General features: G+C 63.2%; 16 protein-coding genes. 13 read left to right on the forward strand and 3 right to left on the reverse strand.

Translation table 11 applies throughout. The features are described from left to right. Nucleotides 1-99: 99 nt before the first annotated feature. Nucleotides 100-954, forward strand: coding sequence for an ABC transporter ATP-binding protein (locus INT40_RS15205; protein WP_193096429.1), 855 nt, complete (start codon nt 100-102; stop codon nt 952-954). Next, nucleotides 951-2,369: an ABC transporter permease gene (locus INT40_RS15210; RefSeq protein ID WP_193096430.1), complete on the forward strand. Its 1,419-nt coding sequence runs from the start codon at nt 951-953 to the stop codon at nt 2,367-2,369. Before INT40_RS15205 ends, INT40_RS15210 begins: the two co-directional genes overlap by 4 nt. A gap of 9 nt (nt 2,370-2,378) precedes the next feature. On the opposite strand, the gene INT40_RS15215 is transcribed toward INT40_RS15210, so the two are convergent. After that, nucleotides 2,379-3,896, reverse strand: a complete 1,518-nt coding sequence (locus INT40_RS15215; RefSeq protein ID WP_193096431.1) for a class I adenylate-forming enzyme family protein — start codon at nt 3,894-3,896, stop codon at nt 2,379-2,381. Nucleotides 3,897-3,968: 72 nt separating this feature from the next. Between INT40_RS15215 and INT40_RS15220 the strand changes: the two genes are divergently transcribed. Beyond that, nucleotides 3,969-4,571, forward strand: a complete 603-nt coding sequence (locus INT40_RS15220) for a TetR family transcriptional regulator (RefSeq protein WP_193096432.1) — start codon at nt 3,969-3,971, stop codon at nt 4,569-4,571. Further along, nucleotides 4,568-6,262, forward strand: a complete 1,695-nt coding sequence (locus tag INT40_RS15225) for an acyl-CoA dehydrogenase family protein (protein WP_193096433.1) — start codon at nt 4,568-4,570, stop codon at nt 6,260-6,262. Before INT40_RS15220 ends, INT40_RS15225 begins: the two co-directional genes overlap by 4 nt. A 74-nt stretch (nt 6,263-6,336) precedes the next feature. Here INT40_RS15225 and INT40_RS15230 read toward each other — a convergent pair whose 3' ends face one another. After that, entirely contained in the window at nt 6,337-6,783 is a 447-nt protein-coding gene (locus INT40_RS15230; protein WP_193072995.1) for a hypothetical protein, read from the reverse strand. A 181-nt stretch (nt 6,784-6,964) separates the two neighbouring features. Here INT40_RS15230 and INT40_RS15235 point away from each other — a divergent pair, with 181 nt between their 5' ends. The 6 genes from INT40_RS15235 (at nt 6,965) to INT40_RS15260 (ending at nt 16,442) form a co-directional block, all read left to right on the forward strand. Further along, complete coding sequence (locus INT40_RS15235; RefSeq protein ID WP_193072997.1) at nt 6,965-7,930, forward strand: pseudouridine synthase; 966 nt, start codon at nt 6,965-6,967, stop codon at nt 7,928-7,930. Between the two features lie 39 nt (nt 7,931-7,969). Beyond that, complete coding sequence (locus INT40_RS15240; protein ID WP_101574170.1) at nt 7,970-8,632, forward strand: GntR family transcriptional regulator; 663 nt, start codon at nt 7,970-7,972, stop codon at nt 8,630-8,632. Nucleotides 8,633-8,817: 185 nt separating this feature from the next. Next, nucleotides 8,818-10,344 carry an IMP dehydrogenase gene (gene guaB / locus INT40_RS15245; protein WP_101574169.1) on the forward strand — a complete coding sequence of 509 codons (1,527 nt, stop codon included), beginning with the start codon at nt 8,818-8,820 and terminating at the stop codon, nt 10,342-10,344. 322 nt (nt 10,345-10,666) lie between these two features. After that, nucleotides 10,667-12,376 carry a pyridoxal phosphate-dependent decarboxylase family protein gene (locus INT40_RS15250; RefSeq protein ID WP_193072999.1) on the forward strand — a complete coding sequence of 570 codons (1,710 nt, stop codon included), beginning with the start codon at nt 10,667-10,669 and terminating at the stop codon, nt 12,374-12,376. Next, nucleotides 12,373-13,875, forward strand: a complete 1,503-nt coding sequence (locus tag INT40_RS15255) for a lysine N(6)-hydroxylase/L-ornithine N(5)-oxygenase family protein (RefSeq protein WP_193096434.1) — start codon at nt 12,373-12,375, stop codon at nt 13,873-13,875. The genes INT40_RS15250 and INT40_RS15255 overlap by 4 nt, the downstream gene beginning before the upstream one ends. Then, entirely contained in the window at nt 13,872-16,442 is a 2,571-nt protein-coding gene (locus INT40_RS15260; RefSeq protein ID WP_193096435.1) for a GNAT family N-acetyltransferase, read from the forward strand. The genes INT40_RS15255 and INT40_RS15260 overlap by 4 nt, the downstream gene beginning before the upstream one ends. Before the next feature lie 75 nt (nt 16,443-16,517). Here the strand turns inward: INT40_RS15260 and INT40_RS15265 are convergent, their stop codons facing one another. Beyond that, a complete protein-coding gene (locus INT40_RS15265; RefSeq protein WP_193096436.1) occupies nt 16,518-17,759 on the reverse strand; it encodes a DUF418 domain-containing protein in 1,242 nt (413 codons plus the stop codon). A gap of 84 nt (nt 17,760-17,843) precedes the next feature. On the opposite strand from INT40_RS15265, the gene INT40_RS15270 reads away from it, so the two are divergent. From INT40_RS15270 to INT40_RS15280, 3 genes are all read left to right on the forward strand, one after another. Then, a complete protein-coding gene (locus INT40_RS15270) occupies nt 17,844-18,596 on the forward strand; it encodes a TetR/AcrR family transcriptional regulator (protein WP_193073008.1) in 753 nt (250 codons plus the stop codon). A gap of 151 nt (nt 18,597-18,747) precedes the next feature. Further along, entirely contained in the window at nt 18,748-19,770 is a 1,023-nt protein-coding gene (locus INT40_RS15275; RefSeq protein ID WP_193096437.1) for a LacI family DNA-binding transcriptional regulator, read from the forward strand. A gap of 165 nt (nt 19,771-19,935) precedes the next feature. Further along, entirely contained in the window at nt 19,936-21,033 is a 1,098-nt protein-coding gene (locus INT40_RS15280) for a substrate-binding domain-containing protein (protein ID WP_193096438.1), read from the forward strand.

Below are 21,033 nucleotides of genomic sequence, written 5' to 3' on the forward strand. Positions count from 1 at the left end.
TCCGCAATGCCCCCTGAGCCAGTGTCGCCGTAGCCTGAAATGGACAGCCTTCCCTTGAAGTGAATGGCCCTCGTTCCCAACTGACAGGCAGGTGAAAATGTGACGACTGCCTCCGATGATGCCAGTCCGAGATCGCTTGAACCCATCGCCCGACTCCGCGATGTGTCGAAGGTCTACGACTCGAAGACGGCCACGATTGCCGCTCTGGGCCGGGTCACCCTCGACATCGATGCCGGAGCGCTGACAGCGGTGATGGGGCCCTCCGGCTCCGGCAAGTCCACCCTCATGCACGTGCTCGCCGGCCTCGACCGACCGAGCACGGGCCAAGTGTTCATCGGCGAACGCGAGATCACGGCACTGAACGATGAGGCGCTGACCGCGTTGAGGCGGCGACGGATCGGCTTCGTGTTCCAGGCATTCAACCTCGTGCCGACGCTGACCGTCAGGGAGAACATCCTTCTGCCCTTCGAACTCGATGACAGGAAGCCGACGGCCGACGAACGCTCCTGGATCGACAGCATCGTCAAACGACTCGGGATCGCCGACAGAATGAGCCACAGACCCAACGAGATCTCGGGCGGTCAGCAGCAGAGAACGGCGATCGCGCGGGCTCTGGCGACACGTCCCGATATCCTCTTCGCCGATGAACCGACCGGCAACCTCGACGCACGCTCGGGCCGAGAGGTCATGCGGCTCATGGCCGAGGCCGTCAGGGACCTCGGCCAGACGATCGTCCTCGTCACCCATGACCCGGTCGTCGCCGCCCATGCGAATCGAGTGGTCTTCATCGCCGATGGGACACCCGTCAGCGAACTCAATCACGGGATCAGCACCGAGGTCATCGCCCGCTCGATGCTGGAACTCGACGTCGACTACGACTACGACTCTGACTACGACTACGACTCTGACTACGACTCCGAGGGAGCGGCGCCCAGCCGGGGTGAGGTACCGTGAACCCGCTTCGCGAGATCCGTGCGAATCCGCGCCAGTTCGCTCCCAGCTTCCTCGTCGTCTTCATCGCCGGGCTGTTCGGCACCGCCATCATGCAGGGCATCGGAATCCTCAGTGCCTGGATGACCTCCGCCGAGGTGATCGACGAGTCCGGGACCGCGCGGATCCTCATCGCGCTCGTCGGCCTCACCTTCTTCGTCATCGCCCTCTTCGTCTCCAGCATCGTCATCGCCAACACCTTCTCGATCATCATCGCCGGTCGCGGCAGACAGCTCGCACTGCTGCGGCTCATCGGAGCCTCGTCGAAGAGACTGCGACGATCCGCAGCACTGGAAGGGCTGATCATCGCGGTCCCCAGCGTCATCGCAGCACTTCTCGTCTCGACGGCACTGGCGGGACTGACGCTCGCACTCCTCGGTGATCAGATCCGATACGACGCCGGCCTCCTGAACGTCGAGGTGTTTCTGCCCGCCGTCGCCACCCTCCTCGTCACCTGGTACGCGGCCTATCTCGGAGCACGACGGATCTCGGGAATCTCGCCGGTCGAAGCGACGTCACAGACCGTCGAACACGGCCCCGAGGACCTTCGTTCATCGAAACGATCACTCACGACAGCGATCGTCCTCCTCGGTGTCGGTCTCGTGCTGCTCCTCGGTGGTGCAGCGGCCGGAGTGGTGATGCAAATTCCCCTCGGACTGCCCATCGCCACCATCGGTGGTGCGGTCTCCTTCCTCGGCTTCATCATCGGCAACCCGTGGATCCTGCCACCGCTGCAGTCGCTGGTCGGGCGGCTGCTCGGTCGCACTGCCTCCTCGCGTCTGGCGGCGAAGACCATCGCCCGCCACCCCACGCGAAGCGCGCGCACCGTCATCGGCCTCGTCATCGGCGTGACCCTCATCGTCATGTTCGCAACAGCCATGACGAGCTTCCGGACTCAGCTCGAGGTGTATGCGGAAATGCTGGGGCACCGCGGCCTGGAAGCCGACGGCGATGCGGTCCTGACAGTGGTGGACCAGACCATGATGTTCTTCCTCGGCATGGTGGTCTTCTCGGTCATCATCGCCGTCATCGGCGTCGCGAATGCCCTCATGTTGTCCGTGCGTCATAGGACTCAGGAGATCGGACTGCTCATGGCGCTGGGGCAGACTCCGCGACAAGTCAGAACCATGGTCCTCAGTGAGAGCCTGCAGCTGAGCGTGACCGGGTGCGTGGTGGCTCTGCCCCTGGGAGTCTTCTACGGCTGGATCGGTGCGCTCGCCGTGATCGCGCCTCTCACCGGCTTCTTCGGACCGTCGCTGTCGTGGTGGGTGCTGATCGTCGTGGTGGTCGGCTCGATCCTCGCCGTCGCCGTGGCCAGCCGCAGACCCGCACGCGCGGCGACATCGGTCAATCCTGTCGAGGCCCTCGAAGCGGTGTGAGGCGCGACCTCAACCCGCAGCAACCTCGGCGCGCAGTTTGTGCTTGAGCAGTTTGCCTGAAGGGTTGCGGGGGAGCTCTTCGGTGATGATGACCTCGCGCGGCAGCTTGTACCGCGCGAGCTTGTCGGCCAGATAGTCACGCAGCTCCTCGACGTCGAAGGGCCGGCCATCGGCGGTGGTGATGAATGCGACGATTCGATCGCCCCACTCGGCATCCGGCTTCGCCACCACTGCGACATCGGCAACCCGCTCGTGAGCGATGATCGCCTCCTCCACCTCGAGGGAGTAGACGTTCTCTCCGCCGACGATCATGACGTCCTTGCTGCGGTCGACGATGAAGAGGTAGCCGTCCTCGTCAAGCGTTGCGATATCGCCGGTCTTGTACCAGTCGCCTTCGAAAGCGGCCCTCGTCGCCTCGGGGTTGTTGAGATATTCGCGCATGCGGGTATCACCAGTGAACCAGATTTCGCCCGTGTCTCCGGGGCCGGCCTCTGTGCCGTCGGCCTTGACGACGCGCATCGCATTGCCGACCATCGCCGTTCGGCCGACCGAACCGGCCTTGCGCAACTGGTCCTCCGGCCTGAGCATGCAGCCGGTGGGTCCCATTTCGCTCATGCCGAACAGGTTGAAGAACTGATCGGTCCCATAGGCTTCGATGAGCATGGCCGCGGTCGACCGATCGATGGGGGACCCGCCGTAGTTCCAACGCCGGATGGTGGAGAAGTCATAGTCTGCGAAGTCGAGGCCGAGCTTCTTCGCCGTCATCACCGGTGCAACATAGGCGATGGTCGGACCGAAGAAGGTGGTGATCTTCTCCTCGGCGATGATCGTCATCGAATCCACCGGATGGAACGCACGTTGGAGCACGATCGTGCCGCCGGTGAGGATAGTGGGGAGCAGGCTGATGTTCAGCGGAGCCGAATGCCAGATCGGCATGCAGATGAGATAGCGGTCGTCGCTGCGATAACCCATGTTGAGGTTGATCAGGGTCGCGACCTGGGACATGTTGCGGTGCGAATGCACGCACCCCTTGGGTGAGCTGGTGGTCCCCGAGGTGTAGAGGATCTGCGCCACGTGTTCGTCTGTGAAATCACCCGGTTCGCCGGGTTCGGCCGCCGCCAGCTGAGAGTCGAAGCTGCCCGGCGCCGCGGATTCGGTCTCCAACCAGGTGATGCCCGGGGCACCCGCACGCGCCGTTTCGGCCAGCTCGGCGCTGACGATTCCCAGCTTCGCACCGGAATGCTCGATCGTGTACTTGACCTCAGGAGCCTGAAGCTTGTGATTGACCGGAACGACGATGGCTCCCAGATACCAGGCGCCGAAGGCAGCGAAGACGAACCCGGGTACGTTGAACGTCATGATTCCGACGGTGTCACCAGCCACGATGCCGTTGTCCTCGAGCACACGTGCCGCCTTGAGAGCGTGGTGTCGAAGCTCGGCATAGGTGTACCTCTCATCCCCATAGACCAGAGCTTCGTGATCCGGGTCGCGCAGGACGGTGGAATCGAGCATAGTACCGAGCTTCATTGCTTCTCCTTGTGACGAATGCCATACTTTCAACAATTGAACCATGATTCATTTCTTTGGGGAAGGGGTGCCGTGGCTTATCGCGAAACTCCCAGAACTCGTGCCAAGGCCGAACAGCGGCGGGCCCGGGTCGAACGCGCAACCCACCATGTCATCGCCTCGGGCGGGTTCGCCTCGGCGAGCATTGCCGCTGTTGCACGCAAGGCCGAGTGCAGTGCCGGCCTCATCTACACCTACTACGACAACCGCGACGAGCTGCTGGGGATCGTGTTTGCTCGAGCCGCTGGCCACGAACTCGCCGTGATCGAGGCAGCTGTCGCCGCGTCGACGAATGCTGCGGACGTTGTCAGCTCGGTCGTCGATGTCTTCGTCCGCCGCGCGGTTGCCGGCCGCACCCTCGCTCACGCGCTCCTGTTCGAGGAGGTCCCCGACACAGTGCAGATCGAGCGCCGAGCACTGCGGCGCGGGTACGTAGCCGTGATCGCCGAAGGCTTGACCCACCGGTACACCGTCGATGTCCCCGCCGAGGTGGTGGCCAGGTCCGTGGTCGGATCCATCTCCGAGAACCTCGTTGACCTTCTCGATCCAGACCGGGCTCCTCCAAGCGCCTCCGAGGTCGAATCACTCATCACCGCACTGTCCACATTCGCGCGCACCGCCATAGGAGAACAATGACCCACGCACCAGCGACTCAAGCCGGCTCATCTGCCACAGCCGCCGCATCCACTACGCACACGGTGTTCAACCAGGCGAAACCTCGGCGGGACATCAACGAATACAGTCTCAACACGGCCCTCGTCGAGGCCGTGGAGGCCTACGCCCCACATGCGTCGACACCCGAGCTCGAACGCATCGGTGAACTCGTCGGCAGCGCCGACTTCATCAATGATGCGCGCTTGGCCAACGAACACGGACCGGAGCTGAAGACCCACGATGAGTGGGGCAACCGCATCGATGCGATCGAATTCCATCCCGCCTATCACCGCATCATCGGCGAAGCACTGCGCAGCGGCGCGCACTCACACGCCTGGAGCCATCCCGGACCTGGTGCGAGCGCGGACCGTGCCGTCAGGTTCATGCTGTTCTCTCAGATCGAACCCGGCCACGCCTGCCCGGTGTCGATGACTCATGCCGTCATTCCGTCGCTGCAGGCCGACCCGTCCTTGGCCGATTTCTGGGTCCCGAAGGCCACGGCGAACGACTACGACCCGAGGCGCATCGACCCGGCTGAGAAGAGCGCGGTCACCTTCGGAATGGCGATGACCGAGAAGCAGGGCGGCTCGGACGTACGTGCGAACACCACGCGCGCGGTCCAGGACGGCGACCGCTACCTCATCACCGGACACAAATGGTTCTGCTCAGCCCCGCAGTCCGATGCCTTCCTCGTCCTCGCCCACCTCGAGGAGGGTCTGAGCTGCTTCATCGTCCCGCGCATCCTGCCCGGTGGCGAGCTCAACACGGTGCGGATACAGAGACTCAAGGACAAGCTGGGCAACAAATCCAACGCCTCCTCCGAGATCGAATTCGAATCCACCGCCGGGTGGCTGCTGGGTCAGCCGGGCAAGGGCGTGCGCACGATCATCGAGATGGTGTCCCAAACTCGGCTCGACTGCATCCTCGGCTCCACCGCGGGCATGCGCCAGTCCGTGGCAGAAGCCGCCTGGCACGCTCGAGGACGGGCCGCGTTCGGGGCGACGCTGATCGAAGCGCCGCTGATGCGCGCCGTCATCGCCGATCTGCAGCTCGAAGCCGAAGCGGCCACCTTCACCGCCATGCACCTGGCCTCCGTCCACGACGATGACAGCGTGGAGGCGGCCGATTTCCGGCGATTGGCCACAGCCGTCGGCAAGTACTGGATCTGCAAACGCGGACCCGAGCACGCCTACGAAGCGCTCGAATGCCTGGGCGGAAACGGGTATACCGAAGCCTTCCCGCTGGCCCGCCGGTACCGTGAACAGCCGGTGATGGCCGTGTGGGAAGGCTCCGGCAACGTCATCGTTCTCGACGTGCTGCGCGCCCTGGGTCGTGAGCCGCGGACGGCGAAGGCCTTCCTCGGCTTCCTCGAAACCGGGCTTGGCCGCCATCCGGACTTCGATGCTGCCTTTGAGGCGCTCGCCGGTTCCCTCCAAAGTTCACTCGAAGCTGTGACCAGCGGAGATCCTGCCAGGCTCGCAGGCGTCCAGCGCAGTGGACGAGTGCTGGTGGAGAAGATGGCACTGCTCATGCAGGCCACGATCCTCTTCGAATCCGCCCCCACCGAGGTGGCCGCCGGGTTCGCGTCGGCACGGCTGGGTCCCAATCGGGGCCGGGAATACGGTGCCCTGCCCAGCGACGTCGACATCGACTTCCTCGTCGAACGTGCCTGAGTCAGCCATCGACCTGAGTCAACCATCAAAGCTGGGCAGCGGTTGGGCCGGGTCGGCTGCTGAGGTGTGTCGGCTCAGCCCCGGCGGTGGGCGGATCGGCAGCGGCGCCGGTCGAGGCGGAGGGTGCGCGAGCGGATCCTGAGGATGCGCATCGCACACTCCGGCGGTCCGTGGAAGCTCGGACGAGGGGTACGTCTGAGGCTGGGAGGAGCAATGTTGTGTTCGTCGGGCGCCCAGTCCTCGTCGCGGCGCTGCCCGAACTCCGAGCGGTCGATGAAGGCTTGGAGTTCGGTGATGAGCTTCAGCTGGAGGTCGTCGACCGAATCGATGCCCTCGGAGTATTCGAGGGAGATGTCGACGGTCTCCCAGTTGGCGACGACCCTGACGATCCACTTTCGTGAGTCGGCCGGGTCGTGATTCATTCCGTAGCCGTCCCATTCGTCGTTGGCGAACATGCCGAGAACGACTGGAGCGATGACCTTGTTGAGGAGGAACTCTTCCGTCAATTCGGTATTGTCCATGTCTCCCACCATAGAACTGTCCGCTCCTGATTGCTCGCATACGCACGGCATTTCTCGCATACGCACGGCATTTCTCGCAGACGCGAGGCTGTGTAATGAATCGTTGGCCACGAACGTCTTCGCAGGCCATGCTCGACATCGGGGTCATGTGCGACAACGCGTCGACAGCTAGACTGATTCGATGCCCCGCAGTCCGCTTCCGCCTCGCGAAGGAATCTCGGCGACCTCGCTGCGCGCTCCCGGCGGAAAGTCGACGCACGACAAGAACCATCTGCCGGTCCCGGACACGATCGGTCAGTGGCTGGGGGAAGAGTTCCCCGATGCTACCCCCGAAGCCCGTCGCAGCCTGTTGACCACAGGAGACATGCGCAATGGCGTCGGAGTACCAGTGACCTGGGACGATCCCGTGGAGCCCGGTGGCTTCTACTTCTTCCACCGCCCGGTGCCGCCGGAAGAGCGCATTCCGTTCGAGATCTCCGTCGTGTTCGAAGACGAGGAACTGCTCGTCATCGACAAACCGCACTTCCTCGCGAGCACTCCCAACGGGCGCTTCGTGCGCGAATGCGTCGTGACCCGGGCTCGCACGGATTTCAACCAGCCCGAACTCGTGGCCATCCACCGTCTCGACCGTGTCACCGCCGGACTGCTCATCCTGTCGAAGCGCCCCGAGACCCGTGGCCGATATCAGAGCCTATTCCAAAACCGGTTGGTCGATAAGACCTATCGTGCCCTGGCGCCGATGCCTCCCGAGGACATGGAGTTTCCCATCGTCAAGGAATCGCGGCTGTACAAGCCTCGCGGTGGCCGACAGGTTCTCGAAGTCGAGGGCGAGCCCAACGCAATCAGTCACATCAGCCTGCTGCGTGAACGCGACCGGCTGCGCGAGCGCGAAGTCGGGTTCGAGTCGGGGACTGTCCGCGAGTACGAACTTCGACCGTTGACGGGCAAGACCCACCAGCTGCGCGTGCATATGAACTCGCTCGGGCTGCCCATCCTCGGCGACCCGGTCTATCCCGTCGACAATTCTCCTGACCCCTACGATTTCAGCTCACCGCTGCAGCTCCTGGCCGCTTCGATCGGGTTCGAGGATCCGCTGACCAAGCGCCCGCGGCGCTTCGAATCCAGACTGAACTTGGGGGAGGCGTGACTTTGCCCATGAACGGCGGGGACACGGTAGCCTGGTGATATGAGTCCACACGCACCCGGATGTACCTCAGAGGCGATCGTCGCCCTGGTCCGGTCCCGAATCACGACCGGCGAATACCCTGCCGGCAGCCCGGTCCGGGATGGTGCGCTGGCGAAGGAATTCAACGTCTCGCGCAACACCGCACGCGAATCCCTGAGCCTGCTCCGTCACGCCGGACTGCTGACTCAGGAGACGAACCGCGGCTTCTTCGTCCGCACCTTCGATCTCGACGAACTCAAAGACCTCTACCAGGCCCGACGCGTCTTCGAAATCCGAGCCGTCCAAGAATCACAGGACGCCACCGACGAGGCGATGAACCGTGTCGAAGCATCCGTCGTCAAGGCCGAGAACGCTCCGAACAATGAGAGCTGGTCCGACGCGCAGGAACACTCCGCTTCATTCCACCAGGCCATCGTCGGCCTGCTCGGCTCCCCTATGCTCGACGAGTTCTACGTCAACCTCATGGCCCGCCTCTCAACGACATTCGCCCGCTCGAAGGAACCCGGAAAATACCACTCCCACTGGGCGAACCCGCACCGGGACATCTTGGAGAAGATGCGCTCGGGGGACCGACATGGAGCCGAAGGCCTTCTGCGCATCCACCTTGATGACTCCGAAGCCTCGACACTCGACCTGGCACGCTCGGTCGGCGAAGGCCGCTGACGACGGAACAGTAGGGCCACCTCGGCGAGAGATCGGGTTACGCGACGTTACAGCCACCTCGGCGAACTTTCCTGAGTGCCGGTGTCGGCAGTCTCACAGTGCTCGGTATTTGAAACGCTGGATAAGCGATGTATGTCTTCGATAGCATTGAGCCACCGTACTCACCGCGTCGAAAGGCTGTACCCATGGGGATTCCCGAGCAGGAAACACAGGCCGCAAACGATCCGTTCTCATTGACGGGGCTCACGTATGACGATGTCCTTCTCCTGCCCGGTGACACCGATGTCATCCCCTCTGACGCCACCACTACCACACGTCTGACCAGAGAGATCGAGCTCAACATCCCCCTGGTCTCGGCCGCCATGGACACCGTGACCGAATCGCGGATGGCCATCGCCATGGCCCGTATCGGCGGACTGGGCATCATCCACCGCAACCTGTCGATGGAAGATCAGGCGGCGCAGGTCGACTACGTCAAGCGCTCCGAATCTGGGATGATCAACGATCCGCTGACGATCACCCCCGAGAAGACGCTGGAAGAACTCGACGAGATCTGCGGCAAGTACCGGATCTCCGGACTGCCCGTCGTCGATGAGAACAATGTGCTGCTGGGCATCGTGACCAACCGCGACCTGCGTTTCGTCACTCGCAGCGAATTCCCGACCCGCACCGTGGCCGAGACCATGACCCGGATGCCGTTGATCACGGCCCCGGACGGCGTCTCTGCAGAGAAGGCCTTCGAGCTGCTGGCCGAGCACAAGGTCGAGAAGCTGCCCCTGGTCGATGAGAACGACGTCATCAAGGGCCTCATCACTGTCAAGGACTTCGTCAAGACCGAGGAATACCCGCTGGCCACGAAGGACGACGAGGGGCGTCTGCGTGTGGGTGCGGCCGTCGGATTCCACGGCGATGCCTATGAACGCGCGACACTTCTCGCCGAGGCTGGCGTCGACGTTCTCGTCGTCGACACCGCCAACGGACATGCTCGCGGCGTGACCGACATGATCAAGAAGATCAAGGCTGATCCGACGTTCGACAAGGTCCAGATCATCGGCGGAAACGTTGCCACGAAGGAGGGCGCACAGGCCCTCATCGATGCCGGAGCCGATGCCATCAAGGTCGGTGTCGGACCGGGTTCGATCTGCACCACTCGTGTGGTCGCAGGCGTCGGCGTCCCCCAGGTCACGGCCGTCTACTTGGCCGCTCAGGCGGCTCGCGCAGCCGGTGTTCCGGTCATCGCCGATGGTGGGCTGCAGTACTCGGGTGACATCGCCAAGGCCATGGTCGCCGGTGCCGACACCGTGATGCTCGGCTCTTTGCTGGCCGGCTGCAGCGAATCGCCGGGCGAACTCATCTTCATCAATGGTAAGCAGTACAAGGCCTACCGCGGCATGGGATCACTGGGCGCCATGGCTCCACGTCAGGGCAAGTCCTACTCCAAGGACCGCTACTTCCAGGACGATATCGACACCGACACGGACCTCATCCCCGAGGGGATTGAGGGCCGTGTCGCCTACCGTGGACCTCTCAAGCAGGTCGCGCATCAGCTCACCGGTGGTCTGCGTCAGTCGATGTTCTATGTCGGCGCTCCCACCATCGACGACCTCAAGGCCAAGGGCAAGTTCGTCCGCCTGACCACCGCGGGCCTCAAGGAAAGCCACCCGCACGACATTCAGATGACCGTCGAAGCCCCGAACTACGTCGTGAAATAAGAGTTCTCGACCATACGAACGGCCGTAGCTCCTGCCTCCTGGGCAGGAACTACGGCCGTTTTCGTTGTCTCAGGATGTCAGACGAATTGCCCTGATGTGATGAAGGCCACGCGCGAATTTCTGGGCCGTATACGCCTGTTGTCAATCCTGGGCTTGGCCGCGCGAGCGCTGACGAGGGTGCCGTCGGGGCCTGGGTGAGGTTACTTGTGTAGTCGGTAAACTACAGCGCGACTTGCCTTGCTTCTCGTTGTCCTTAGGGTAGGTTTCCCTAATGTAGTCCGGCCTTACCGGACCGTGAACCGAAGGAGGCAACCGTACCGCTATGACTTCACTGCTCTCTGACACCCCAGTTTCTGACGTCCCTGGGCCTGACGCTCAGGCATCGATCAAGGCCGCGCCTCTGACCGACGCAGCGCAGGCACCGACCGACGCAGCGCAGGCACCGACCGACTCAGCCTCGGCAGGCACCGGTGACGCACTGCTGGGATCCCACAGTGCCGAAGCCTACGCCGAGCTCATGCATGATGTCGTCGACGTACTCGCGAAACGATTCACCAGTGTCGACACACCCACCTCGGCGAATGACCGAGCCAGCCTCGAAGCCGAAGTCGCAGGCTTCGACCTCGACGGGCAGGGCATCGGAAACAGCGCAGCCCTGCGCGAGGCCGATGGCCTCTACGCTCGCAACGCCGTGTGGTTCCACCACCCCAGCTACGTCGCCCACCTCAACTGCCCCGTCGCCGTTCCCGCCGTCGCGGCCGAGGCGATGCTCGCCGCGATCAATACCTCCGTCGACACCTACGATCAATCCGAAGTCGCCACCCTGATGGAACGGCGACTGGTGCAGTGGGCCAGCCAGCACGTCGGATTCGACGCCGGCGACGGAATCTTCACCTCTGGCGGCACCCAGTCGAACCTGCAGGCACTGTTCCTGGCACGCGAGAATGTTGTGCGCGAGAACGTCGTGCGCGAACAGCAGGCGCAGGCGGTCGACCGCACCCAGCCCGGCCACAGCGAGACATCACGCCGCAGCATTCTGTCCAGGCTGCGGATTCTCACGACGAGCCAGACCCACTTCTCGATCTCCCGCGCCGCCCACATCCTCGGACTCGACACAGAAGCTGTCGTGAGCGTGGACACCGATGAGGCCGGTCGAATGGACGCCGATGCGCTGGCCGAGCTGATGCGCGACATCGACGACACCGGCGGCATCGTCATGGCCGTCGTCGCCACGGCCGGAACCACCGACCTCGGCGTCATCGACCCGCTGGCGGCTATCGCCGAGGTCTGCGAGAACGTTGGCGTGTGGATGCACGTCGACGCCGCTTACGGCGGGGGACTGCTGTGGGCCCCACGACGCAAACATCTGCTTGAGGGAATCGGCCGGGCCACCTCGGTGACCATCGACTTCCACAAGACCTTCTTCCAGCCGGTGTCCTCCAGCGCACTGCTGGTGCGCGATCTCGGACTGTTCGCGCCGACCCTGCACCACGCGGACTATCTCAACCCGGAAGCCGAGGCGTACAGCGCGGAGGCCGAACCGAACCAGGTCGACAAGTCGCTGCAGACCACTCGCCGCTTCGACGCGCTGAAACTGTGGACGACGCTGCGTGCCCGCGGTGCCGGTGAGATCGGTGAGCTGCTCGACACCGTGTGCGACCTGGCCGCCGAGGTCCGTGAACTCCTCGAGGCGCAGCCCGACTTCCAGGTGCGGGGAGCCTCAGACCTGAGTACGGTTCTGTTCCGCTTCGCACCCGAGACCGCCGACGCGGCCACGGTCGATGAACTGGTGCCGATGATCCGCCGAGTCCTTTTCCGCTCCGGTCGCGCAGCGATCGCGCGCACCACGATCGAGGGCACACCCTGGCTCAAACTCACCCTCCTCAACCCGGACACCACGGTCGATGACATCACCGCAGTGCTCGATCTCGTCCGCGCCACCGGCCACGGCATCCTCGCCGGCCGGTACTTGGAGACCACGCCACCTGACCAGGGGCGAGCATTCACCACGATCGAAGGAGGCGCAGCATGAGCACATCCGAGACACACGTCCATGACATCGTCGGCATCGGCATCGGACCCTTCGGCTTAGGACTGGCAGCTTTGTCTGACCCGCTGCCCGATGTCGACGCCGTGTTCCTTGACCAGCGCGCAGAGTTCCGCTGGCATCCGGGCATGATGATCGAAGGCGCCACGGTCCAGGTCCCGTTCCTCGCCGACCTGGTGACCATGGCCGATCCCACCTCCCGCTTCTCCTTCCTCCAGTTCCTCAAGGACAACGGCAGGCTCTACCCCTTCTACATCCGCGAATCCTTCTACCCGCTGCGCGCCGAATTCGACGAGTATTGCCGGTGGGTCGCCGCCCAGTTGGAGACGCTGCGCTGGAACCGCACCGTCACCTCGGTGACCAAGGACGATGGCATCTACACAGTGACCGCCGAGGTGGTCGATGGTTCCCGTCAGACGGTGAGGACCGAAACCTACCGTGCTCATAATCTGGTCCTCGGGGTCGGCACTTCACCGGTCCTGCCCGAGGCCCTTCTTGAGCTTGAGACAGAGGGTGCCGGTCCGGTCATCCACACTTCGCAGTACCTCGACCACAGGGAGACGCTGCTCGAGAGCGGATCCATCACGATCGTCGGCAGCGGTCAGTCCGCGGCTGAGATCTACCGCGACCTCATCGAGGAAGCCGAAGCCCGTGACGTGCGGCTCGACTGGGTGACGCGATCGCCGCGCTTCTTCCCGATGGAATACACGAAGCTGACCCTGGAGATGACGTCCCCGGAGTACACCGACCACTTCCGTGCCTTGCCCGATGACCTGCGTGAACAGCTCGGCCGCGAACAGCGAACCCTGTACAAGGGCATCAGCGCCGAGCTCGTCGACGACATCCACGACACCCTCTACCGACTCAGCCGCGGGGGCAGGAAGCTGCGCACCAATCTGCTGGCCGAATCCGAACTGATCTTCGCTGGACGCGATGCGAACAACGGCGACTATGCACTGCGCTTCCGCAACACCTCACTGGACAAGACCTTCGACCGCCGCAGCGGATCGGTCGTCTCTGCCACCGGCTATAAGTCTCAAGTTCCAGCCTTCCTTGACGGGCTGGGCGAGGAGGTGCGCTTGGATGCCAAGGGCCGCCTCGACGTCAGTCGTCACTACACGGTCAACGACGCTGGCACCATCCACGTCCTCAACGGCGAAGAGCACACTCACGGAGTCACCGCACCGGATCTGGGCTTCGGGCCTTGGCGAGCATCGGTCGTGCTTTCACACGTGACCGGGCGCGAACCGTACCCGGTCGAAAAGACGATCGCGTTCCAGACCTTCGGCGTCCCAGACGACGGGGCACTTGACGATGGCGCGCTCGACAGCGGGGCCCTCGACGATGCAGCTGCGGACACCGCGGCGGCAGACACCGCAAAGCTGAGCACGCGGGAGGACTTCGAATCGCACTTCGACTTCTCCGACTCCGACGCTGACTCCGATACCCATCCCGCAGACGACAGGGAGATGACACACGTATGACCACCGAACTCATGACAGACGCACCCGTAACCGCCAGCTCCGCACTCACCGTGGACATCCGCGCCGTAGACCCGGTCCGGGATGCCAAGAACATCCACGTGTGGCTGAGCCATCCGCGCGCTCACTATTGGCAGATGACCGAACTCGACGAGTCCGAAGTCCGCGACTACCTCGGCGGCATCCAGGATTCCGCCGATGAGAATGGCTGGGTCGGCTCGGTCGATGGCGTCGACTGCTTCTACGTCGAAACCTACGTGCCCTCCACGCTGATCCCACACGATGTTGTGCCCAGCGGGCCAGGCGACATCGGAATGCACCTGCTCGTGGCCCCACCCGACGGCGACGGCACGCGTGGACTCACCAACCGGATCATGGCCGAGGTCATCGACTTCTGCCTGCGCCCATTCGAAAACGGTGGCCGAGGCGGTCACCGCGTCATCGTCGAACCTGATGTGCGCAACAGCGCCATTCTCGAGAAGAATCGGGCCGCCGGCTTCAAGCCAGTGGGCGAGGCGATCATCATGATGGGGGAGGAGAGGAAACGTGCGCTGGTGAGCATCTGTGCCCGTGAGGACTTCGAGGCCAGTCAGCTGGTGACGCTCATCGACCGTGGTGAGAACGGTCGCAACACTGCGGGCAGGAACAATACTGCGGGCAAGCTCAATAAAGCGGGCAGCAACGATACTGCGGGCAGTCGCAACTCGCGGACCGCTGTGGGGGAGGCCCTGTCGGATGACGAGCGTCTCGCTCTGGTCGCCGCCACCCCTGCCACGTACGCCCACCTCAATGAAGACACCTTCGCAGTGACCCAACGCCACCTCGTGACCAAGGCTCTGTCCGAGTTTGCGCACGAACGTCTCATTGCCCCAACTCAGCCCACCTGCCCGGATGCCGGGCCAGACGTTTGGGAGCTGCGGATCGACGACGCCGGAGCGACGGACGCTGACGCCGTCACGTACACGTTCGCCGCCCGAGTCCTGCCGCTCGAGCACTGGGTCATCGACGAAGCCAGCATCACCCGACGCCGAGGTGGCGCAGAGCTTGGTCTCGACGCGCAGGAACTCGTGGTCGAACTCCAGGAAGCCCTCGGCATCCCCGAGAATCTCATGTCGACCTACCTTGAGGAACTCGCCTCGACCCTGGCCAGCAGCGCCTTCAAGCTCGCCGAGGCGTGGAAGGGCAACCGCCCGGACTCCACAGATCTCCTGAACTCCGACTTCCAAACCACAGAGGCGGCCATGACCGAGGGCCATCCTGGGTTCATCGCGAACAACGGCCGCATCGGCTTCTCCCTCAGCGACTACCGGAAATGGGCTCCGGAGAACGGATGCACCACCCGCATAGAATGGGTGGCGGCGAGCCGCGAACACAGCCACCTCTCGGTGGGTGCCGGACTCGACGAATCCGCACATGTCGACTGGGCATTGAGTGCCGCCGAGCGCGAACTCTTCGACTCACGGATTCGCTCCGCGGGACGCAATCCAGAAGACTTCCACCTGCTGCCGGTCCACCCGTGGCAGGCCGATCACCGGCTCGCGATCACCTTCGCCGCCGATATCGCCCGCGGTGACCTGTTGCCGTTGGGTGCTGGACTCGATGAGCATCAGCCGCAGCAGTCACTGCGCACCTTCTTCAATCACTCCCGCGCAGATGCCCCGTATGTGAAGGTTGCTTTGGCCGTGCAGAACATGGGGTTCCTGCGTGGACTGTCCCCGAAGTACATGCGCGATACGCCGGCCATCAACGACTGGATCGCTGAGCTCGTCGGCTCCGATTCCACCTTCGGCGAGGCCGGATTCCGGGTTCTGCGCGAACGCACTGCGCTCGGCTACACAGGCGATGTCTACCATCGCACTCAGGAGACGAACCCTCATCGCAAGATGCTTGCGGCACTGTGGCGAGAGAACCCGCTGACCGTCGTCGCCCCTGGTCAGAAGGTCATCACTATGGCAGCGCTGCTGCACCGCGACCACAGGGGAGTAGCCTACGTCAGCGAACTCATCCGCGCCTCGAACCTGACGGCCGAGGACTGGGTGCGCTCGTACCTGCGGGCCTATCTGCAGCCGCTCGTCCACGCTTTGCTCGCCCACGATCTGGTGTTCATGCCCCATGGTGAGAACCTGATCCTCATCCTCGAAGATCACGTTGTGACCGGCGCGTTCATGAAGGACATCGGCGAGGAAGTTGCCGTGCTCGGACAGCGTGATCTGCCCGACGATGTGGAGCGGATCCGAGCGCTGGTCCCGGGGGAGGAGAAGGCCCTGTCCGTGTTCACGGACATGTTCGACGGGGTGCTGCGCCACCTCGGCGGGATCCTCGATTCCGATAGTGTGCTGGGTGCGCAGAAATTCTGGTCCTTGGTCGCCGAGGTGCTCGATCGTTACGAGACCGAACATCCCGAACTCGCCCGCGGGCTCGCAGACGATGTGGATCTGAGAGCCGAACGGTTTGCCCATTCGTGCCTCAACAGGCTGCAGCTGCGCAATACCGTGCAGATGGTCGACATCGGCAACCAGGCCGAATCGCTGCTGTACGCAGGAACGATGAGGAACCCTGTGGCGCGCTGATCTGAACGAAGGTCACACTCGCCGAGGTGGACGCTGGGACCCAGTGCTCACCTCGGCGGCGGAGATGCTCCGTTTTCACTGTTCTTCTTGAGGATTCCGCTGAGGACGAGCGTCCACGCCACGTGCTGTGTCGGCCAGCGTACGACCGGGTCGGCTCCAGTTGGTGAAACACCGGAGGACGTACTCAGCAGGACCATATCGGTGGCGCTTCAGCCACCAGGCGCTGATCAACGTCTGGACCGCGAAGACGGCGACGGCGAGGATCATCAGAACCGGTGGGGACATCTGCCCGGCAAGGCCGAGACCAACTCCTGTGAACACCACGATCCCAGCCAGCGACTGTCCCAGGTAATTCGTCAACGCGATGCGCCCAACTGGTGCCAGTGCTGTGCGCACCCATGCTCCCCAGGGCGCGTGCATGATTCGGATCAGCGTCGCAACGTACGCGGCCGTGAGGAATGGGGACGTCACGACGCTCACTGTGGTGGCCCAGGTGTTGGTGTCTCCGCCCATAACGGCGAAGAGCACTCCGCCTGGGAGGCCGACTGCGAAGCCGACCCATTGAATCCGCTGCAGCAGTGTGGCCTGGTTTCCCAGTTCGGAAAACACACGACGCCGGGCAGCAACCATTCCCAAGAGGAACATCGCCAGTGCGGTCGGTCCTTGCAGGGAGACCGCTTGAATGACGAGGAGGTCAAGGCCGGCCACGTGCTGCCCCACGATGTCGGCCAGCGACCCGAGCAGAGCTTGGGTCTGCGCTGCGGCCCCGAGGAGTGCTTCGTCGTGACTGGGCATGAACATCGAGCGATCGAGGAACGCGGCGCTGATGACGAGAGAGAGTGTCACGAAGCCATAGATGATTCCGGTCGTGAGCAGCGCAGTCCGATCACGTACCTGGTGCATCGCCAGGAGTACGAGGCAGACCACTGCGTACGTCGTGAGAACGTCCCCACCGTAGAGCAGGACGATGTGCCCCACTCCGATCACGAAGAGGCCTACCGCTCTGCGAAGCATTCGCGGCACGAACGCCGCGCCTGCGCGCTTCGCCGCATCCATCTGCAGAACGAAGCTGTATCCGAAGAGGAATGAGAAGAGCAGGTAGAACTTCATTGAGAACAGCGCGGCCACAAGGAATCGGGCCGCTGCATCGATCGGTGTCGAGAAGGTCGGGTCATTGACCAGGTTGCCCGGATAGGCCGAGGCCATGAACGTGATGTTGACGACGAAGATCCCCAGCAGGGCGAACCCGCGGAGGGCATCGACATCATGGACTCGCCCAGTCTTCGGGGGCTCTTGTGCAGCCGTTTGTCTATTCATGCAACAGAATTTAACACAGAAACTATATGGAGTAAACTATTTGGTGTGTCAGACTGTTGCTCTACTGACAGAGAGGTGGATTCTATGACTGACGGCGCGGTGCCCGACTTCTTCCGGCGACTCTGGAGGCTGCCGGAGGTTCCTCAGCAGCGGGGGCGCAAGTCCACTCTCGATGTCGAGACGGTGGTCAGCACTGCTGTTCAGCTTGCCGATCATGGCGGCCTGGAGGCCGCGACCTTGCCCAAGGTCGCCGAGGAGTTGAACGTGACAGCGATGTCGTTGTATCGACACATCGGCTCCAAGCACGAGCTGCTGCAGCTCATGATGGACGCAGCAAGCCAACCGCGGATACCCGAGTCGCTCGCAGCAGGGTGGCGTGAAGGTCTGCGACTGTGGGCACGTGACCTGTGGTCTCTGTATCGAGGTCGGCCATGGCTTCCCCGCGTGCCCATCTACCAAGCACCATCCGGACCACACCAGATCGCCTGGCTCGAACGAGGATTCGCGCAATTGGCTTCAACTGAACTCGATTGGAACGAGAAGCTGGCGGCGCTCACTCTGCTCAGCGGCTTCGTCCGTCAGTCAGCACTGCTCCAGGACGAGCTGAAGGAAGGACGGGAGCCCGGCCAGGCTCAATCTGAGAGTGAGCGCGAATACGGACAGGCCCTCTTCCGCGTCGTCGCCTCAGCGCAGTTCCCGTACACCTCGGCCATGTTGGCTTCTGGGGCTGTGGGAAGCGACTCCAACTCAGGTGGCGAGTCTGACCCGGACTTCGTGGATGGTCTCGAACTCATCCTCGATGGCCTCGCTGTGCGCATCGCCAACGCCTCGGCCTGACGCCGGGGTTGGTGACATCGTCCTGCCCTGTAAGTCCTGATCGCCGAACATTGTGCGTTCTTCCGTCGGCCAGCGGTTATCATCATTCCTATCGGTCGCCTCCGCGCAGACCGCAAGCGGTCCGTAGGATTCCCGACTCAAAGGTGTGGTCATGGCGAAGCAGAACGATCGGCCGACCCTGGCCACGGTCGCTTCGCGTGCAGGAGTCAGCATCAAAACGGCATCTCGGGTGCTCAACGGCGAAAAGCATGTGGCCAAGTCCACCGCCGAAAAGGTCGAGGATGCCGCCGCCGAACTCGGATTCCGCCTCAATTCCACAGCCAGGCGCCTGCGCGCCGGTGGCCGGTCACCCTATATCGGCGTGGTCATGAGCGACGGGCATGACCCGTTCCAGGCTCGTCTCTTCACCCTATTGGAAGCCGAGCTGAGCACGGTCGGACTGCGCCCGGTCGTGACGGTCACCGCCGACGACGCCGACCGTGAACGCGGCTTCCTCAAAGAGTGCCTGGCCAATGACATGACCGGAATCTGTGTCATCCGATCCCACCCTGACGCCGCACTGTTCTACACCGATGCGGTGTCGGCTGACATGCAGATCGTGTCCTTCGACCCCTCGACAGCTGGACCCGGGGTCGAGCTCATCGCCGGTGATGAGGAGCTCGCCGGCCGTCTGGCCGCCACTCAACTTCTCAAACACGGACACATCAGTCTCGGCGTCGTCGGCGACCATTCGACCAGCCCCATCGCCACCGCCAGGCTCGCCGGAATCCAATCGGCCTTCGCCGGACGCTCGGATATCGGGTGGCGTGCCTACATGAGGGAAGACGCCCACGATCTGGCCAGCGCGAAGAACGTCGTCGCCGCGTGGTTAGGATCGCGCAGCGCCCCCAGCGGACTTATCACCTTGTCCGCGACCCTGACCCAGGGGGCCATCGATGCCTGCCGGCGACTCGATGAGTGGCCGGCGCTGGTTGGCATCGACGATTTCCCGACTGCAGGGCTGTTGGACGTGACCGTCATCGACCGTGACGTGCGGTCCATGGCAGCCGAGGCGGTCCGGCGCCTGCAGGATTCGGCCCACGTCGAGACTGGAAGTGATCCATATCGAGGTTCGATCCAGGTTCCTGTGCATGTGATCGCCCGCGGCAGCGGCGAAGAGTCTCCGGGCAAGTGAGGCTGTCGGGAGTTACTCCGCGGAGGTACTTCGCGTGTCGTCTGCGGGCACTCTCCGGGGACGCTCAGGACATAATTTTTCGACGAAACAGTTGACACCGGGCACCGATCGGCGAATTATATTGATCAGCCTGACAACGTTGTCAGAAAGATTGAAAGGTTCACGATGAGGCACAACCTGCAGTCCCGTAAGAAGTTCGCCGTCCTCGGCGCCTCGGTTGCTATCGGCGCTCTTGCGCTCAGCGGCTGTGGGAGTCAGAAGGGCCAAGGCAATGAGGAAAGCGGAGGCGGTTCCTCGAACGGAGACGGTGAAGTCACCATCGCACTGCTGCTCCCTGAGTCCAAGACCACTCGCTACGAATCCTTGGACAAGCCGAACTTCGAGAAGTACGTCAAGGAAGCCAATCCCGATGCGAAGGTCAAATACAGCAATGCCAACCAGGACGCGACCCAGCAGCAACAGCAGTTCGAAGCCGCAGTGACCGAAGGCGTCGACGCGATCGTCCTCGACCCGGTCGACGCTTCGGCCGTGTCTTCGGCTCTGTCGAAGGCCAAAGCCAAGAAGATCCCGGTAATCGCATACGACCGGTTCTTCAAAGACGCGGACTACTACACCTCGTTCGACAACAAGAAGATCGGCAACCTCCAGGGACAAGCCGTCCTCGACGGACTCAAGGCCGAAGACAAGGACCCGAAGTCGGGTCCGGTCTGGATGGTCAACGGTGATCCTAAGGACCCGAACGCCGCTGACTTCAAGGCCGGCGCCGAGGAGACCCTGAAGAAGGGCGGTGCTGACATCACCGAAAGCCACGATGCCCTTGACTGGGACCCGGGAGACGCCCGCCAATGGGTCGAAGGTCAGCTGCAGACTGCCGACAAGGACCCGATCGCCATCTACTCAGCCAACGACGGCACCGCCGGCGGAGTCATCGCCGCCACGAAGAAGGCCAAAGTCAAGCCTGTCATCACAGGACAGGACGCTGAAGTCGACGGCCTGCAGAACATCCTCAGAGGCGATCAGTACGCCACGATCTACAAGGCGATCCCACCCCAGGCCGAGTTCGCTGCGAAAGCAGCAGTCGCGCTGGCAGGCGGCGAGAAGCCAGAAGGGTCAACGACTTACAAAGACACACCGACGGACTTCGTCGAGGCCAAGGTCGTCACAAAAGACAATGTGAAGGACATCGTCGGTGATCAGATCAAGGCTGAAGACATCTGCACCGGAGACGTGAAGAAGCTCTGCAGCGACTACGGCGTCAAGTAG

This window comes from Brevibacterium sp. FME17, from assembly GCF_014897515.1.
In the GTDB taxonomy this organism is placed as follows: Bacteria; Actinomycetota; Actinomycetes; order Actinomycetales; family Brevibacteriaceae; genus Brevibacterium.

Bases quoted from the DNA above. Each gene is read 5' to 3' on its own strand.
- INT40_RS15215 (WP_193096431.1), bottom strand. From the start codon at position 3,896: ATGAAGCTCGGTACTATGCTCGATTCCACCGTCCTGCGCGACCCGGAT.
- INT40_RS15225 (WP_193096433.1), top strand. From the start codon at position 4,568: ATGACCCACGCACCAGCGACTCAAGCCGGCTCATCTGCCACAGCCGCC.
- INT40_RS15230 (WP_193072995.1), bottom strand. From the start codon at position 6,783: ATGGACAATACCGAATTGACGGAAGAGTTCCTCCTCAACAAGGTCATC.
- INT40_RS15235 (WP_193072997.1), top strand. From the start codon at position 6,965: ATGCCCCGCAGTCCGCTTCCGCCTCGCGAAGGAATCTCGGCGACCTCG.
- INT40_RS15240 (WP_101574170.1), top strand. From the start codon at position 7,970: ATGAGTCCACACGCACCCGGATGTACCTCAGAGGCGATCGTCGCCCTG.
- guaB (WP_101574169.1), top strand. From the start codon at position 8,818: ATGGGGATTCCCGAGCAGGAAACACAGGCCGCAAACGATCCGTTCTCA.
- INT40_RS15250 (WP_193072999.1), top strand. From the start codon at position 10,667: ATGACTTCACTGCTCTCTGACACCCCAGTTTCTGACGTCCCTGGGCCT.
- INT40_RS15255 (WP_193096434.1), top strand. From the start codon at position 12,373: ATGAGCACATCCGAGACACACGTCCATGACATCGTCGGCATCGGCATC.
- INT40_RS15260 (WP_193096435.1), top strand. From the start codon at position 13,872: ATGACCACCGAACTCATGACAGACGCACCCGTAACCGCCAGCTCCGCA.
- INT40_RS15265 (WP_193096436.1), bottom strand. From the start codon at position 17,759: ATGAATAGACAAACGGCTGCACAAGAGCCCCCGAAGACTGGGCGAGTC.
- INT40_RS15270 (WP_193073008.1), top strand. From the start codon at position 17,844: ATGACTGACGGCGCGGTGCCCGACTTCTTCCGGCGACTCTGGAGGCTG.
- INT40_RS15275 (WP_193096437.1), top strand. From the start codon at position 18,748: ATGGCGAAGCAGAACGATCGGCCGACCCTGGCCACGGTCGCTTCGCGT.
- INT40_RS15280 (WP_193096438.1), top strand. From the start codon at position 19,936: ATGAGGCACAACCTGCAGTCCCGTAAGAAGTTCGCCGTCCTCGGCGCC.